Genomic DNA, 13,935 nt, shown 5'->3' with positions numbered 1-13,935 from the left:
GTCCAAAAATTCAGAAAACAATCCATTTACATAAGATTAACGTCACTCTTCGTCATGGGCCGAGCGGAGGTCGCGGGTCTGCGGGAAGAAGCAATGGGACGAGTGCCGGCTATTCGGGCCGTCCGCCATCGAAACCGGACTAGAAGAATCTGGATTTGAAAGAAGAGATGATGCTTCTGCTGGAGGAGTTGAACGCTACGGATCTCTATGCGCTTTATCCGGTGATGAAACATTTGGCCCGCGAGCGGGAAAAACGGACACTGGTTTCGAAATAAGGCGGGAATCCGTTCGCCTGTCGCCTTCCGCATGGAATGAAAACGAACAAGCCTTGGCCCCCTTTCGGGGAACCAAGGCTGTTTGTTATGGTGCGATAGGCGTACGCCGGTCGGGCTGTGTCGATTCTCCTCCGGTAATCCGTTCCGACAGCCCATGCAGGGCAGCACTTACATCTTCATGACGCCGCCTTGGCTGGCGTTGGTGACGAGCGCGGAGTAGCGGGCCAGGTAGCCGCGCTTGATCTTCGGCTCGAAGCCGGGCCAGGATGCGCGGCGGCTCTCGAGTTCTTCGTCGCTGACTTCCAGCGTAATGGTGCGGTTGTTCATATCCAGCTCGATCATATCGCCGTCATGCACGAAGGCGATCGGTCCGCCCTCGGCCGCTTCCGGCGAAATATGGCCGATGGAGATGCCGCGGGACGCGCCGGAGAACCGTCCGTCCGTGATGAGGCCGACTTTCGTGCCGAGACCCATGCCGACGACTTGCGACGTCGGAGCGAGCATTTCCGGCATCCCCGGGCCGCCCTTCGGTCCTTCGTAGCGGATGACGACGACATGGCCTTCTTTCACTTTGCCTTCGGCCAGCCCTTTCAATACGTCCTCCTGCGAATCGAAGCAGATCGCCGGTCCGCGGTGGTAGCCGCCGACGGACTTGTCGACAGCGCCGACCTTGATGATCGAACCGTTCGGAGCAAGGTTGCCGAACAGGACGGACAGGCCGCCTTCCTTGCTGTGCGGATCGTCGATCGGACGGATGACGGTATGGTCCGTAATGTCGCAGCCGGCCACGTTTTCGCGCAGCGTCTTGCCGGATACGGTCAGAACGTCGCCGTACAGGGCGCCTTCCTTCTTGAACAGCTCGTTGATAATGGCGCTGACGCCGCCCGCGTTGTGCAGGTCTTCGATATGGTGGTCGGAGGCCGGAGCGAGCTTGGACAAATAAGGCACGCGCTTCGCCACTTCATTGATGCGCTCGATCGGGTAGTCGATCCCGGCTTCGTGGGCCAGGGCGAGCGTATGCAGTACCGTATTGGTGGAACCGCCCATCGCCATGTCAAGCGCGAAGGCGTTATCGATCGAATCCTTCGTGACGATATCGCACGGCTTTAGATCGAGGTTGATCAGCTCCATCAGCTGCGTGGCGGATTGACGGACGAAATCGCGGCGCTCCGGAGCGACGGCGAGGATCGTGCCGTTGCCGGGCAGCGCCAAGCCGAGCACTTCGGCCAGGCAGTTCATCGAATTCGCGGTGAACATGCCCGAGCAGGAACCGCAAGTCGGACAGCCGAATTGCTCCAGCTCTTCCAAGCTTTTCTCGTCGATCTTGCCGGTCATATAGGCGCCCACGCCTTCGAATACCGAAGTAAGCGAGATGGCGCGGCCGTCCTTCGTCCGTCCGGCTTTCATGGGGCCGCCGCTGACGAAGATTGTCGGGATGTTGACGCGCAGAGCCGCCATCATCATTCCCGGCGTAATTTTGTCGCAGTTCGGAATACAGACCATGCCGTCGAACCAGTGGGCGTTGACCATCGTTTCCACCGAGTCGGCGATAATTTCCCGGCTGGCCAGCGAGTAGCGCATGCCGATGTGACCCATGGCGATGCCGTCGTCGACGCCGATCGTATTGAACTCGAACGGAACGCCGCCCGCTTCGCGAATCGCTTCCTTGACGATTTTGCCGAATTCCTGCAAGTGCACGTGACCCGGAACGATATCGAGGTAGGAGTTGCACACCGCGATGAACGGCTTGTTGAAATCTTCTTCCTTAACGCCGGCCGCACGCAGCAGGCTGCGGTGAGGGGCGCGGTCGAACCCTTTTTTGATCATGTCCGATCTCATCTTTGACTTGGGCATTAGTCGTACCTCCTTGATTGGAAACATAGAAGCCGTTCGGCTTGGATGCGCTGAATGAGAAGTGCTAAACTCTATTTTAACAAAAAAACGAAAAATATGCTCTACCTCGAGCACACTTTCTTTATTCCAGCGGCAAAACGCCCCGGGAGCGAAGGGTTATGGGCATTCACGTTCCAGGCATAGTGCCGGTTTCATGCCGGCAGCACGACAAAAATCCGCACCAAACCGGCACGTTTCTACCATCTTCGCATAAATTGATAGAAATGGGGGTGAAGGAGGAGGACACTATGCCGCTATTTGGTTTTAACACGGTTGTCGGTATTGCCGGCGCGGTTTTGAACTACATGTTCGGAGGCTGGAGCGAATTGGTGCAGCTTTTTTTGCTGTTGGTGGCTGTGGATTATATTACCGGAGTTGCGGCTTCGATCAAAGTGGGCGAAGGCTTAAGCAGCACCAAAGGGTTTTGGGGGATATGGCGCAAAGGGTTGATGGTCGTCATCGTGATGGTCGGCCACCGCTTCGATCTGCTGCTCGGCACCGATTTGTTTATGGCCGGCTTCATTTACTTTTATATGGCGAACGAGCTCATCTCGATTACGGAAAATTGCGGAAACCTTGGCGTTCCGCTGCCAGAAGGAGTCCGTAAGCTAATCGGGGTTTTGAAGAATAAAGGGGATACTGCGGATAAAAACGAGAAATGATGGAGAAAAAATATGCGGGGGTACGGTAACATTTTTGCCTATACCCGCGTATACATTATAGGAGAGGCTGTTATTGACTATAGAGAAAGCTAAAAGGAGGCCTGAATCTATGCCTTACTACATAAGCTATAAGGGACAACGGCTCGGATCGCCGCTTACGAAGCAGCAGGCGGAGGAGAAACTGCTGGTGCTCAGCCGTTGCTTCAAGCAGCTTGAGATCACGCAGGAGGCTCCGCAGCCGGCGATGGCCGCTTTCATTCACGGCTCGCTTGCGGAAAACAAATAAAGAACCTTTTCTTCGGAAAGGTTCTTTTTTCATGTCCGGCCATATGGGCCGATTCCATGCAAGGGCTACTCTTCCGAAGTGCGGGGCGTCATGCGGAAGCCGTCGTTGGTCGGCTTGGAGGTATACTCCAGGCTCGTGTTGGTGTTGTTGGCGATTGCGCGGGAGATGACGTTGTGGAACAGCTTCTGTTTGATAAAGGCTACTGTGGCGTACTTGCTGTCGTCCGAAGGGGCTTCCTCGAAATAAATTTTTCCTTGCTTGCTGTCCAGCTTCTTGATTTTGTGCAGGTTGACCAGATTGGTCTTGTCCAACAAATCGAAGCCGTTGTCGAACAGATGATCATACAGCTCGGTTAGCGTAGATAAGTGCAAATATTTGTCATCGAGCGTATGATAGACGATGTTGCGTTTCTCGATATTGATATAAAGCACATCGTTCAGGTCCAGCATGACGAGCTCGGTTTCGTTTTCATTTTTGGTTTTCAGGACGGGGATCATCATGGCATATTCCTCCGTTAACATCTATTACGTCTTCATTTTACAACAATTACCAGAGTTTGACAACGTCTAATTACTAGTTTCGGACTCTTTTCGTCGTTATTCGTCCCATTTTCGCGAGTAACCTTTGTTCAAGGCGTATATGAAAATACCAATAATCAAGACGGTCATGATGATCAGCAGCACCCAAACGCCAACGCCAACGCCAAACATTTCCATTCTCTCCTTTAATACCGCCAATAAATGTGAATAGGTTTACTATACACGATTTGTCATAAAAAAGGTACATACTAGAGAAAAAGTAAGCGTGAAATTGAACGAATCATGACTGTACGTGCCGATTTCTTGACGGTGGCATGGCGCGAGGCTAAACTGGATGAAGACGATGAACCGGACTGGCGCAGCCGCCTAAGGACGGAGGAATCGGCTCAAACGTTTGGGACGGTGAGACTGCAAATGAATTATTGGCCGCTGGAAGCCAAGCTGGAAATGGAAGATATCGGACAAGCGATGTTTGTCGTATTGGTCGTGGTGCTGACCTTCGTCGTGACGATCGCCTGGGCCAGATGGAATAAGCGCAAGCGCAACGGAAAGTAGGGACAACCGATGTACTATGTCAATCACGAGCAGATCGGGGAAAGGCTCGGCATCATTCCGATTTTGTCCGAGGCGGCTACGCGGCTTGGTGCGGAATGGCGAGAAGGCCAACCGGATTTGCTCCACATCTTGGCTCAGGAGAGGCTGCTTCACCTGTCCGTCGAACTGGTGACCGATCTCGGCAGCCTGCTGATCGACGGTTTTTTGATGCGGGATGCGAGCAGCTATGAGGATATTGTCGAAATCATTCACGGGGAAGACGTGTTCGCGCCGGAGCTGTTGGAGCCGTTGCAGCGGCTGGTCCGTCTGCGCAAGCCGCTCGTCCAGGATTATGCGGGGCTCGAACGCGGCAGTCTGCATCCGCTGACCGTACGGCTGCCGGATCTGCTGGCGCGCTTCGGCGAATCGGTGCAGGCGTTCGTCGCCAAGGAGTTGGCGTAGACGTCTGCGCCGCCTATTTTCGAAACAATGTTGTTTACTAATTTACTTATGTGTCAAAATACGATAAAATGACGGTAAGCGCGCTTAAAACCATTGAAGTGCGCAATAGGCGCCGGGTGGTGAGTCAGGTTGAACATGGAGCAGGAATCCTCAACAAGAAAAACGATCGTCAAAATGCTCAAGACGTCCGGGCCGCTCGGGGTAAGCGATATGGCCAAACGGCTTGCCATTACCGAAATGGCCGTGCGTCGACACTTGAACACGCTCGAACGCGACGGCTATATCGATTCCCACATTGTTCGGCAAAGCATGGGCAGACCGATGCACGTTTATCGTTTGACGGAAGCGGCGGAAGATCTGTTTCCGAAAAATTATCATATGCTCGCCCTCGATCTGCTCGGGGAAATGGATGATGAGCAGGCGGTAGGCAAGCTGTTCGGCAAACGCAAGGAACGGCTTCTCCAGAAGCATGAAGCAAGCATGGAAGGCAGGACGCTGGAGGAACGGGTGGAGAAGCTCGCGGAAATCCAGAACGCCAACGGCTACATGGTCGACTGGGAGCCGACGGAGAACGGCTTTATTCTTCAGGAGTTCAACTGCCCGATCTCCCAGGTGGCCAATCAATACGACGAAGCCTGCGAGTGCGAGAAGCAGCTGTTCGAAGACCTGCTGGGCACGAAGGTGGAGCGAACGGAATGTCTGGCCAAGGGCGGCGGTAAATGCGTGTACCGGATCGCCGCGCCCGGGAAGCGAGGCTGAAATGCCAACAAACACCTGCAGCGTTTGTCGCGGAAGCGGCAGGCTGCAGGTGTTTGTTCGTTTCGGGCCATACGGTTACGGAGCGAACGGCTGCGTACGGGCGATAAGCTGGGCGGCGCGTTCCCGAACCCATTCGAAGTTGCCGGCCTCGATTTCCTTCAGGTTGATTACATAGCCCCCGATGCCGACGGCTTGACAGCCCGCGCGGATAAAGTCGGCGATATTGTCCGTGTTGACGCCGCCTACGGCAACCATCGGGATGTGGCGGAGCGGACCTTGCAGTTCCTTGATATAGCCGAGGCCGAGGCTGGCGCTCGGGAACAGCTTGACGGCGGTAGCGCCGGCCTTCCAAGCGCGGACGACCTCCGACGGAGTCATCGCTCCCGGATAGATCGGCACGTTCTTCTCCCGGCAGCGGCGAATGACGTCCTCGTCGGTATTCGGAGTCACGATGAAGGAAGCGCCGGCGTCAAGCGCAACCTGCAAATCGTCCATATCAAGCACGGTGCCGGCGCCGATATACAATTGTTCCCCGTAGAGGCTTTGCAGCCGGCGGATCATACCGGGCGCGCCCGGCGTATTGAGCGTAATCTCCAGCACGGTAATGCCGCCGGCGAGCAGCGCTTCGGCCAGCCGCTCGATATCGGTTTCGCGCACTCCGCGAAGAATGGCGATTATGCGAGTGCGGTTTAGTTCGGACAAGCCTTGTTCGCGATCCATGGAGCAGACTCCTTCGTGTATGGTCTGGTGGTCTTGATGCGATCTATTATAGCCTTAATGCGGTCCGCAAGTCTATCCGAGCGGCTGCGGCCGCGGTTTTTTCGGCGCAGGATGGGCGTTTTCTTGACGAGCTTCGGCATTTTTTTCATTTTTTTCGGCCGTTGCTGTGTCAAACCATGCCTGATGTACTTATAATAAAAGTAAGAACTGGGCATTCGTCTAGGAAAACGGCGAAGCGGCGCAGGCAGCTTCGCCGGTCTGCGGAGTCGATGGTGCCAGAAGCCGGAGGGGTGAAGCGTTGTGATCATTCAAATTAGCGTAGCATGCATCGCCGTAGCTTTTATCGTATTGGTTGTCTTTCTTGCCGCCACCTTGCAGTCCGTCAGAGCTTCCTTGAAGCAAGTGAACGAGACGTTGGCCCACGTGGATATGAAGCTGGATACGATAACGGCGGAAACCGTAAAGCTGATGCAGCGCACCGAGCATATTGCCGGGGATGTGGAGGGAAAGCTGAAGTCATTGGATGCGTTGTTCCTGTCCGTCGGGCAAGTGGGGGAATCGGTTCATCAGATTACGACTTCCGTCAAACAAGTATCCGCTACGGTATCGAATTCGGTCCGGGCGGCTGGAGAAAAAGCAAGCCGCGAGCGCAACCGGACTTCGGAGATGCTGGAGTGGGCGTCGCTCGGTCTTCACTTGTGGCGCAAATGGCAATCCCGGAAACAAAGCGGAGCAGCGCGGCCCAAGCAACCATACGAAAGGATTGAGAGCGATGTCTGAGCATCAAGGAAGAGGGAAGGACTTTATACTTGGCGCAATCGTCGGAGGCGTGCTGGGGGCCGTTACGGCGTTGTTGTTCGCTCCGAAGAGCGGTAAGGAGCTGAGAGCGGATATTTCTACGCAGGCACATGTCATCTCCGAGAAGACGCAAGAGCTGGCCGAAACGGTTAACACCAAAACCCACGTGTTAGCTAAGCAGGTGTCGGAGCATACCGGAGAATGGGTGCAGAAGGCCAAGGAAGTAGCGGAAACGGTCACCGACGAGGTCAAAGCGTGGAAGGAAGCGCGCAAGGAAGTGGCGATATCCGGCGAGGAAGCGGAAGACGAAATGATGCCGGCCGACGCTGCCGTGTTTGTCCGCCGCGACTTGAAATAACCGAAGAAGAGGAGACTCCGACGGCCGGGAGTCTCCTCTTCTTTTTGGTTCTGAACCGTTCTCGGATAAGATTGGATACTACCACTTGGACGGATCGATTTTGCTAATATCGAGTCCTTCCCAGACGTTGCGGATCGGCGCCTTCTCCGGATGCTCGAATACGAGGAAGGCGGTCGGTAAATAGCGCTCGCCGTAAGGGCTGGCCGGCTTGTTGACGATCTCGTTGTCGTGGACGAGCACGGTCGAGGAGCCGCCGTCGAGATTGGCCGCGATAATCGCGCCTTTCTCCAGGAAGATTTGCTGGACGTCGTACAGCGTCGCCCCGATGCTGTGCGTCTGCCTGCCGTCGATGATGGCGAACAGGATCGTGCCGTCGGCCGTCTGGGCCATGCAGGTCCGCGGCGCGATGCCCCAGCCGCTGTTCTGGTCCTTGATCAGCCCTTTGCCGTCGGAGATGAACTTCGGCGTGAACGTAACCGCCTCCTGAACGCCCATCGCCAGCATCTGGGTCGGCGTATACTTGCCGGCAATCATATGGCCTTCCTTGTCGATGCCGACGATCGAGGTGGACGTGCTCATCGAGCTGTCATTGTAAAAAATTTTGCCCCCGGAGATCACGATGCCAGTCGGCTGGAAGCCGTTTCCTTTCCATTCCGGGTCGATAAACCCGCCGGCGTTAATCCCGGCGACCGCGCCCGTCCGCTTGACCATGCTGGATACTTTCTCCCCTTTGCCGACTTTGTCCGGAACGGCGAGACGGATTTTTTTCGGGTCGCTGACGATTAGCAGGTGGCCTTTGAACTTGGCTCCTTCGATCGGCTCGATGCGTACAAGCGGCTTGTCCGGTTCTTTTTGCTTCTCCGGAACCGTCGGGATGTGCGCGGCGATCGTGCTCGGCGTCTCGGACATTTGCTCGAACTGAGTCGTATATTTCGCCACTTGCCGGTCCAGACCGTCCTGGCCGATCAAATATTTGGCCCAATGGCGGTGCTGGGTCGTAATGAGCGTATCGGCCATCAGGTAGCGCAGCTCGCTGCCGGAAGCGGTCATAAAAAACCAGCCGCTGAACACACCGGCGCACAGCAGCAGCAGGATCGTCAAATTGCGCAGAGCGCGCAGCAGCCGCCGCGGCTTGCGTTTGCGCTTACTGGTAGTCGTTTTTGGCGTTGAGGGCGATTGTACAGGTTTTGGGTTCATCGACAGTCCTTTCCGGATCGATATGAATAGTCAATACAATTGACGTATAAGCCGGCAAAAAGTTTCAACGGCTGTCCGTTCTTCCTGTCCTCGGAGCGCTTTCTTTTCAAATGCCCCTTGCATCCACTATAATAAATGGAAAAGCTGTTGCCGCCCTGCGGACAAGTAAAGGAGAATTTTCGGGGATATGCGCAAATTTATGCAGGAGAACGGTCTTCATCTGTCTTGGGCGATCGCGCTGGTCGCCATGCTCGGAAGTCTTTATTTCTCCGAGGTGAAGGGTTATTTGCCTTGCAAGCTATGCTGGTATCAGCGCATCCTGATGTACCCGCAGGTATTCCTGCTCGGCATCGCCGCCATCCGCAAGCAGCAGGTGTACATGTACGTGCTGCCGATGACGGTGCTCGGCGGATGCATCTCGATTTACCACTATTTGATGGAGAAGACCGATCTGTTCAAGTCGAATTCATTCTCGTGCGGCATCGTGCCGTGCGACGCGCAATACATCAACTGGTTCGGCTTCGTGACGATTCCGTTCCTTGCCTTGACCGGGTTCGCGCTCATTACGGCCATTCAGCTCGTATTATGGAAGATCGACCGCCAAGGCCGCCGCTAATGTCGGCACATTCTTGCGCACACACCGTCAGGAGGGATCGAACGAATGCGTAAAATAAGCTCGATAGTGGCGATCGCTTTGACGGCAGGCACGCTGCTTGCCGCATGCTCGAAGGGAAGCGACGAAGGCGCCTCGGCCAAACCGCAGACGCCGGTCGCTCCCGTTCAGCAGCCGGACGTCAAAAGCTCCGTTCCGCCTGCGGACAAGCCCGACAAGTCTGCGGAAGAGCCGCCCAAGGATGCCAAACCGGCGGAGGAGCCGGTGAAGCAAACTCAGGAACCGGTCAAGACCGATTCTGCACAGCAGACGACCGTACAGGAGCAAACGTACCAGCCGCCGAAGCAGACGGGCAAGCCGACAGCGGCGGAGAAGAAAGCCGTCTCGTGGTACTACATGAAGAAGAAAAAAGGCGAGGTGCCCGGATTCCCGGCGGAGACGAAGCAGCTAAAGCCGGACCAGAAGGCAGTTTGGGTCGGTACCGGCAAAAAAGTGTATTTGACCATCGATGTCGGCGGCGAACTGCTGGACTACAAGACTTTGCTGCAATCGTTGAAGGACAACGACGTGAAGGCGACGTTTTTCGTGACCGGCTACAATCTCAAAAACAACCCGGACTATATCAAGCTGCTGCTTGAGGAAGGGCATACGGTAGGCAATCATACGATTACCCATAAAGACTTTACGACGCTGACGGACGAGCAGGTTAAGCAGGAAGTGGCGGATTTCGAGAAGCTGTACAAAGGGATTACCGGCAAGGAAGTGCCGAAATATTTCCGCTTCCCTTACGGAACGTACAGCCCTCATCTGCTGACGCTGCTGTCCGACTTGGGGTACACCTCGTACTTCTGGTCCACCGCGATGAAAGATTGGGAGCCGCGCAAGAACGGGGCGGACGATGCCTATAACGACATCATCGGCAATCTGCACGACGGCAATATCATCTTGATGCACCAGGCGTCCAAGGAAAATATCGCGGCCATGGACCGCATTTTGAAGGAAATCAAAAGCGAAGGCTACGAGTTCGGCACGCTGTCCGAGCTGCAAAAGAAGTAAGCCTTCCGCATAAGCGTAAAACAAAAGTCCGGCCGGAGCGCCGGACTTTTGTTTTGTTGGTGCGCGTTACGACCGCCAAACGCCCCTGGCTTTTTGCCGGTGCTGACTATACCGCCAAACGCCCCTGACTTTTTGCCGCTGCTGCGATACCGCCAAACGCCTAGGGAACGTTTCCCCGCAACCGCTCATATTCTAAATATGTAGTCTTCATCCTGCCAAGATAAAGGAAGCGATTCTACGTGGCTCAAGCGATCGCCATTTTGGATTCCGGGGTAGGGGGGCTTACGGTCGCCAAGGAAGTCATGCGTCAGCTGCCGCAGGAGGAAATAGTCTACTTCGGCGATACCGAGCGGGCGCCGTACGGTCCGAGAGCCGCGGAGGAAGTGCTAAAATTCACCCGGCAAATCGTCGAATACTTGCTCCAGTTCCGTCCGAAAATGATCGTTATCGCCTGCAACACGGCTACGGCCATTGCGCTCCAGCATATTCGGGCCCAGGTGAAGATCCCGGTCGTAGGCGTCATTCAGCCGGGATCGCGTGCGGCGATCAAGTCGACGAAGAACGGCTCCATCGGCGTGATTGGCACGGAAAACACGATTCGCAGCGGAGCGTACCATCAGGCGCTTCAGGCCATCAATCCGCATACCGAGGTTTTCAGCTTAGCCTGCCCCCGGCTTGTCCCGATCGTGGAACGAAGGATGTACCGCTCGCCGGAAGCGAAGCAGACGGTCGAACAGTCGCTGCGGCCGCTGCTCGGCAGCCCGATCGACTGTCTCATTCTCGGCTGCACGCATTATCCGTTTCTGACGCAGGCAATTGCCGACGTCGTCGGACCGAAGGTAGCGATCATCAGCTCGGCGGACGAGACGGCCCGGGAGATCAGCACCATCTTGCATCATAGGGGGCAACTGGAACAGTCGGGCCATGTCCCGGTGCATCGTTTTTTTTGCAGCGGCACGCCAGAGACATTCCAAGCGATCGCGCAGGAATGGCTGGGCGAACAAATCAGAGTGTCCCCCGTGTTCTGGCAAATGACGCGCTTGTCCGAATAGAAAGCGAACGAACGGCAAAACCCTCCAAAACCGCTGTGCAGCAGCGGCTATGGAGGGTTTGGTCGCTTCGGGCGGACAAGCCGGTCCCGTTAGCGTTTAGGACGAACGGCGGTTTCGGAACAGAAAAACGCACAACGTCCGCCATATCAACATAAAGGAGGCAATTAAAGGGAAAGCTACGACGGCGAACGATCCGTTCGGCAGCCTTCCAAGCCATAGGGAACGAAGCAGCAGGCCGAGCGGAACGGCGATGCAGCAGGTCAGCAGCGCATACAGCGCGGCTTTCCCGACGGAGGAAACGGTCCGGAGCCGGTAGGTCCGGACAATGGCCAGCGCGGCGAGCCAGCCGATCGCAAACGGGAAGGCCGTCTCCAAGGAGGCGGCCAACGAGAACGCCATTGCATGGTCTTGCCTGCCTGCGATAACGAACGCATACAGGACAAGCAGGTCGCCGGCTACAAGAAGGAATACGGGCATTTCCCAATCAAACTCCCTTGAATCGGCATTGAGCCGAGCATCATGTAGGTCATGCTGTTGGCGGGCCGGGCGCTCGCAAGCGCATATGCCCGCGGGAAGGAGGACGGTCCATGATCCGAAAGCTGTTCACTTGGAACCATTGGCGCCAATTGGGCCCCCGCGTCTGGAGGCTTATCGCTTCGCCCGGGGTGCCGCTCGCAGAGAAGCTGCTGTTCGGAGTTCCGGTATTGCTGTATTGGGTACTCCCGGACGCGCTTCCGTTCGTGCCCGTCGACGATATCGCCATCACCCTGTTCGCGATGAACTGGTTCGCTTCCCGCGCGGAGCGCAAGTACGGAGCGGTCTTATAGAAGCTTGTCCGGCGGAACGGGCTACAGCAGATGCTTGTCGTATTCTTCCTCGGGCAGCCGGATCCATTTGCGCAAGTAGCCCTGATCGTACAACGCCTTGACGAGAATAATGAGCACCGGGGACAATATGACGCCCGCTACGCCGAACAGCGACAGCGATACGATCATGAACGAAAGCATCGTAAAGGCGGATACGCCGAGCGAATCGCCGGTTATTTTCGGCTCCAGAATCTGCCTCGTCCCTACGACGGCCACAAGCAGCACGGTCAGCCAGATGGCGAGCTCAATGTTGCCGACGACGAACAAATAAATAATCCACGGAATAAACACGGTCGATACGCCGAGCAGCGGCAGCACGTCGAAGATAGCGGACAGCAGCGCGATCATGAAGGCGTTCTGCACGCGAAGCAGCAGCAGGGCCGCGAATATGATCACGAACGTCAGCGTGATCAGCTTCGCTTGAGCCTTGATGTAGGTGACGATTCCTTTTAACACGTTTTCCTTGAGAAAAAAGAAGGCTGTTTTGAATGTTCTCGGGGTCTTGTCCGAAGCGAACCGTTTCCAAGACTCGATCTCCACGCTAAGGAAATACGCCAAAATCACGCCGATGGCAAAGTTGAATACGAACGAGGACACCGACGTCAGCATGCCGAACAGTCCGCCGAGGAACGTCGTGGCTAGTTTTGCGCCTTTATCGGTAATGATCGTCGAATATTCCTTGGCCCGTTCGAGCCAGTCGGGAGGGATGGTCTCCAGTCTGGATTGCCAATAGCCCATGTTGTTGAAAATCTGTTCTTGGAGTATGCGGGAGTAGGCGGGTATTTTCTGGATGAGCTGGTACAGCTGCGTCGTAAAGATCGCGCCTGCGCCGATGATGACCGCCAATATAAAGAGGACGAACACCAGCGTAGAGATGGTCGTGGCGATCGATTTCTTCATGCCCTTGCGGCTCAGAAACCGGGCGAACGGCTCGATGATCGCGAAGATGACCAGCGCCATGAAGATTGGCGTGGCGATCCGGTACAGATAGCTGAAGGTCAGCATGAACAAATAAACCGTCAGAGCCATCAGAGCGATATCGAACACCGTTTTGTAATATTTTTTGTAGAACGACAGCATGGTTTCACCTCGAACCAAGGGTAGATATTCCACATTTTATCGTTTTGCCCGTGGGAAGTCCACAAAATTAGACGATGTCGGCAAAACGTGGTATCATTTTGAAAGTGGACACGTCAAACAAGGAGTGGAAAGCATGAAAGTCAAAATTACGAGAAGCGCGGCGAAGGTGCTGCTAAAGGAATTGGAGCAAGAAGAAAACAGCGGGCTGAAGGTGCGGGTCAAGGTTGACTTCACGCATGGCAACCATGTCCATTATGCACTCGGCTTGGACGAGCCCACGGAAGACGATATCGTAGTCGAGTCGGATAAAGGGATCGAGGTCATCTTGGACAAAAACGAGCCTGTGCTAGACGGCGTTAAGATCGACTATTTGTTTTTGCCGAACGAAGGATTTTTTATTACAAACCCGAGCAAAGGAAACCATGGCGACCACTGACGCCTGAGCACGGGCCGGAAGAGGAACGGACATGGCAAACGATATACGCATCTGCGACAAATGCAAGCATATGAAAGTGAAAACGGCGCTTGCCAAGCTGCAAAAGATCACCCCGGACTCCGATGTGAAAGTCGGCTGCAAATCGTATTGCGGACCCTGCTCACGGGCGGCGTTCATCTTTGTCAACGGCCGTTACGTGACGGCCCCGAGCGAGGACGAGGCGATCGAGAAGGCGGGCAAGTACATAAAAAAGTAGCGCAAAAAGACGGACCTTCCCGACGGGATAGGGCCGTTTTTTTATGCGACCGTCCGGTGTGCCGGTCGGCGGCACGCGGGGGCCAACTGCAGC

Annotated in this window: 19 protein-coding genes; 13 read left to right on the top strand and 6 right to left on the bottom strand. The window is 55.5% G+C overall.

The genetic code is table 11. The features are described 5' to 3' along the window. Nucleotides 1-443: 443 nt before the first annotated feature. Entirely contained in the window at nucleotides 444-2,129 is a 1,686-nt protein-coding gene (gene ilvD, locus ABD796_RS04575; RefSeq protein ID WP_344903508.1) for a dihydroxy-acid dehydratase, read from the bottom strand. A gap of 287 nt (nucleotides 2,130-2,416) precedes the next feature. On the opposite strand from ilvD, the gene ABD796_RS04570 reads away from it, so the two are divergent. Both ABD796_RS04570 and ABD796_RS04565 read left to right on the top strand, forming a co-directional pair. Beyond that, nucleotides 2,417-2,830, top strand: a complete 414-nt coding sequence (locus tag ABD796_RS04570) for a phage holin family protein (RefSeq protein WP_344903505.1) — start codon at nucleotides 2,417-2,419, stop codon at nucleotides 2,828-2,830. Nucleotides 2,831-2,939: 109 nt separating this feature from the next. After that, nucleotides 2,940-3,116: a hypothetical protein gene (locus ABD796_RS04565; RefSeq protein WP_344903502.1), complete on the top strand. Its 177-nt coding sequence runs from the start codon at nucleotides 2,940-2,942 to the stop codon at nucleotides 3,114-3,116. A 65-nt stretch (nucleotides 3,117-3,181) separates the two neighbouring features. On the opposite strand, the gene ABD796_RS04560 is transcribed toward ABD796_RS04565, so the two are convergent. Continuing rightward, nucleotides 3,182-3,616 (bottom strand): LytTR family DNA-binding domain-containing protein, encoded by a 435-nt coding sequence (locus ABD796_RS04560; RefSeq protein WP_344903498.1) that lies wholly within the window; start codon nucleotides 3,614-3,616, stop codon nucleotides 3,182-3,184. Between the two features lie 321 nt (nucleotides 3,617-3,937). Here ABD796_RS04560 and ABD796_RS04555 point away from each other — a divergent pair, with 321 nt between their 5' ends. The 3 genes from ABD796_RS04555 to ABD796_RS04545 all read left to right on the top strand — a co-directional run bounded on the left by ABD796_RS04555 (nucleotide 3,938) and on the right by ABD796_RS04545 (nucleotide 5,410). Then, nucleotides 3,938-4,210, top strand: a complete 273-nt coding sequence (locus ABD796_RS04555; protein ID WP_344903495.1) for a hypothetical protein — start codon at nucleotides 3,938-3,940, stop codon at nucleotides 4,208-4,210. A 9-nt stretch (nucleotides 4,211-4,219) separates the two neighbouring features. Continuing rightward, the gene (locus ABD796_RS04550) at nucleotides 4,220-4,651 is read left to right on the top strand and encodes a DUF86 domain-containing protein (protein WP_344903491.1); all 432 of its coding nucleotides are present in this window, start codon (nucleotides 4,220-4,222) and stop codon (nucleotides 4,649-4,651) included. 129 nt (nucleotides 4,652-4,780) lie between these two features. Beyond that, entirely contained in the window at nucleotides 4,781-5,410 is a 630-nt protein-coding gene (locus tag ABD796_RS04545) for a helix-turn-helix transcriptional regulator (RefSeq protein ID WP_344903487.1), read from the top strand. A gap of 75 nt (nucleotides 5,411-5,485) precedes the next feature. Here the strand turns inward: ABD796_RS04545 and ABD796_RS04540 are convergent, their stop codons facing one another. Next, a complete protein-coding gene (locus tag ABD796_RS04540) occupies nucleotides 5,486-6,130 on the bottom strand; it encodes a bifunctional 4-hydroxy-2-oxoglutarate aldolase/2-dehydro-3-deoxy-phosphogluconate aldolase (protein WP_344903485.1) in 645 nt (214 codons plus the stop codon). Between the two features lie 300 nt (nucleotides 6,131-6,430). Between ABD796_RS04540 and ABD796_RS04535 the strand changes: the two genes are divergently transcribed. Then, nucleotides 6,431-6,910 (top strand): DUF948 domain-containing protein, encoded by a 480-nt coding sequence (locus ABD796_RS04535; protein ID WP_344903482.1) that lies wholly within the window; start codon nucleotides 6,431-6,433, stop codon nucleotides 6,908-6,910. After that, complete coding sequence (locus ABD796_RS04530) at nucleotides 6,903-7,286, top strand: YtxH domain-containing protein (RefSeq protein WP_344903480.1); 384 nt, start codon at nucleotides 6,903-6,905, stop codon at nucleotides 7,284-7,286. Before ABD796_RS04535 ends, ABD796_RS04530 begins: the two co-directional genes overlap by 8 nt. Before the next feature lie 78 nt (nucleotides 7,287-7,364). Here the strand turns inward: ABD796_RS04530 and ABD796_RS04525 are convergent, their stop codons facing one another. Continuing rightward, a complete protein-coding gene (locus tag ABD796_RS04525) occupies nucleotides 7,365-8,483 on the bottom strand; it encodes a phosphodiester glycosidase family protein (protein ID WP_344903477.1) in 1,119 nt (372 codons plus the stop codon). A gap of 187 nt (nucleotides 8,484-8,670) precedes the next feature. Here ABD796_RS04525 and ABD796_RS04520 point away from each other — a divergent pair, with 187 nt between their 5' ends. The 3 genes from ABD796_RS04520 to racE all read left to right on the top strand — a co-directional run bounded on the left by ABD796_RS04520 (nucleotide 8,671) and on the right by racE (nucleotide 11,204). Further along, on the top strand, nucleotides 8,671-9,099 hold the full coding sequence (locus ABD796_RS04520) for a disulfide oxidoreductase (RefSeq protein ID WP_344903474.1): 429 nt from the start codon (nucleotides 8,671-8,673) through the stop codon (nucleotides 9,097-9,099). A 45-nt stretch (nucleotides 9,100-9,144) separates the two neighbouring features. Continuing rightward, nucleotides 9,145-10,152: a polysaccharide deacetylase family protein gene (locus ABD796_RS04515; RefSeq protein WP_344903470.1), complete on the top strand. Its 1,008-nt coding sequence runs from the start codon at nucleotides 9,145-9,147 to the stop codon at nucleotides 10,150-10,152. 239 nt (nucleotides 10,153-10,391) lie between these two features. After that, nucleotides 10,392-11,204: a glutamate racemase gene (gene racE, locus ABD796_RS04510; RefSeq protein ID WP_344903467.1), complete on the top strand. Its 813-nt coding sequence runs from the start codon at nucleotides 10,392-10,394 to the stop codon at nucleotides 11,202-11,204. 96 nt (nucleotides 11,205-11,300) lie between these two features. On the opposite strand, the gene ABD796_RS04505 is transcribed toward racE, so the two are convergent. Further along, on the bottom strand, nucleotides 11,301-11,681 hold the full coding sequence (locus tag ABD796_RS04505; protein WP_344903464.1) for a DUF3054 domain-containing protein: 381 nt from the start codon (nucleotides 11,679-11,681) through the stop codon (nucleotides 11,301-11,303). A 110-nt stretch (nucleotides 11,682-11,791) separates the two neighbouring features. Between ABD796_RS04505 and ABD796_RS04500 the strand changes: the two genes are divergently transcribed. Further along, nucleotides 11,792-12,031: a hypothetical protein gene (locus ABD796_RS04500; RefSeq protein ID WP_344903461.1), complete on the top strand. Its 240-nt coding sequence runs from the start codon at nucleotides 11,792-11,794 to the stop codon at nucleotides 12,029-12,031. A 21-nt stretch (nucleotides 12,032-12,052) separates the two neighbouring features. Here the strand turns inward: ABD796_RS04500 and ytvI are convergent, their stop codons facing one another. After that, the gene (gene ytvI / locus ABD796_RS04495; protein WP_344903458.1) at nucleotides 12,053-13,150 is read right to left on the bottom strand and encodes a sporulation integral membrane protein YtvI; all 1,098 of its coding nucleotides are present in this window, start codon (nucleotides 13,148-13,150) and stop codon (nucleotides 12,053-12,055) included. A 133-nt stretch (nucleotides 13,151-13,283) separates the two neighbouring features. Between ytvI and ABD796_RS04490 the strand changes: the two genes are divergently transcribed. Both ABD796_RS04490 and ABD796_RS04485 read left to right on the top strand, forming a co-directional pair. Further along, complete coding sequence (locus ABD796_RS04490) at nucleotides 13,284-13,586, top strand: HesB/IscA family protein (RefSeq protein ID WP_344903455.1); 303 nt, start codon at nucleotides 13,284-13,286, stop codon at nucleotides 13,584-13,586. A 31-nt stretch (nucleotides 13,587-13,617) separates the two neighbouring features. Next, the gene (locus ABD796_RS04485; protein WP_344903452.1) at nucleotides 13,618-13,842 is read left to right on the top strand and encodes a YuzB family protein; all 225 of its coding nucleotides are present in this window, start codon (nucleotides 13,618-13,620) and stop codon (nucleotides 13,840-13,842) included. The last annotated feature ends 93 nt before the right edge of the window (nucleotides 13,843-13,935 follow it).

The sequence above is a fragment of the Paenibacillus hodogayensis genome (genome assembly GCF_039536325.1).
GTDB lineage: Bacteria > Bacillota > Bacilli > Paenibacillales > NBRC-103111 > Paenibacillus_AB > Paenibacillus_AB hodogayensis.
This window is presented reverse-complemented; position numbering and strand designations above follow the sequence as displayed.

Excerpts from the sequence above, each read along its gene's own strand:
- ABD796_RS04550 (WP_344903491.1), top strand. The coding sequence starts at position 4,220 with ATGTACTATGTCAATCACGAGCAGATCGGGGAAAGGCTCGGCATCATT.
- ABD796_RS04565 (WP_344903502.1), top strand. The coding sequence starts at position 2,940 with ATGCCTTACTACATAAGCTATAAGGGACAACGGCTCGGATCGCCGCTT.
- ABD796_RS04500 (WP_344903461.1), top strand. The coding sequence starts at position 11,792 with ATGATCCGAAAGCTGTTCACTTGGAACCATTGGCGCCAATTGGGCCCC.
- ABD796_RS04555 (WP_344903495.1), top strand. The coding sequence starts at position 3,938 with ATGACTGTACGTGCCGATTTCTTGACGGTGGCATGGCGCGAGGCTAAA.
- ABD796_RS04530 (WP_344903480.1), top strand. The coding sequence starts at position 6,903 with ATGTCTGAGCATCAAGGAAGAGGGAAGGACTTTATACTTGGCGCAATC.
- ABD796_RS04515 (WP_344903470.1), top strand. The coding sequence starts at position 9,145 with ATGCGTAAAATAAGCTCGATAGTGGCGATCGCTTTGACGGCAGGCACG.
- ABD796_RS04505 (WP_344903464.1), bottom strand. The coding sequence starts at position 11,681 with ATGCCCGTATTCCTTCTTGTAGCCGGCGACCTGCTTGTCCTGTATGCG.
- ABD796_RS04560 (WP_344903498.1), bottom strand. The coding sequence starts at position 3,616 with ATGATGATCCCCGTCCTGAAAACCAAAAATGAAAACGAAACCGAGCTC.
- ytvI (WP_344903458.1), bottom strand. The coding sequence starts at position 13,150 with ATGCTGTCGTTCTACAAAAAATATTACAAAACGGTGTTCGATATCGCT.
- ABD796_RS04520 (WP_344903474.1), top strand. The coding sequence starts at position 8,671 with ATGCGCAAATTTATGCAGGAGAACGGTCTTCATCTGTCTTGGGCGATC.
- ABD796_RS04540 (WP_344903485.1), bottom strand. The coding sequence starts at position 6,130 with ATGGATCGCGAACAAGGCTTGTCCGAACTAAACCGCACTCGCATAATC.
- ABD796_RS04490 (WP_344903455.1), top strand. The coding sequence starts at position 13,284 with ATGAAAGTCAAAATTACGAGAAGCGCGGCGAAGGTGCTGCTAAAGGAA.
- ABD796_RS04525 (WP_344903477.1), bottom strand. The coding sequence starts at position 8,483 with ATGAACCCAAAACCTGTACAATCGCCCTCAACGCCAAAAACGACTACC.
- ABD796_RS04570 (WP_344903505.1), top strand. The coding sequence starts at position 2,417 with ATGCCGCTATTTGGTTTTAACACGGTTGTCGGTATTGCCGGCGCGGTT.
- ilvD (WP_344903508.1), bottom strand. The coding sequence starts at position 2,129 with ATGCCCAAGTCAAAGATGAGATCGGACATGATCAAAAAAGGGTTCGAC.
- ABD796_RS04485 (WP_344903452.1), top strand. The coding sequence starts at position 13,618 with ATGGCAAACGATATACGCATCTGCGACAAATGCAAGCATATGAAAGTG.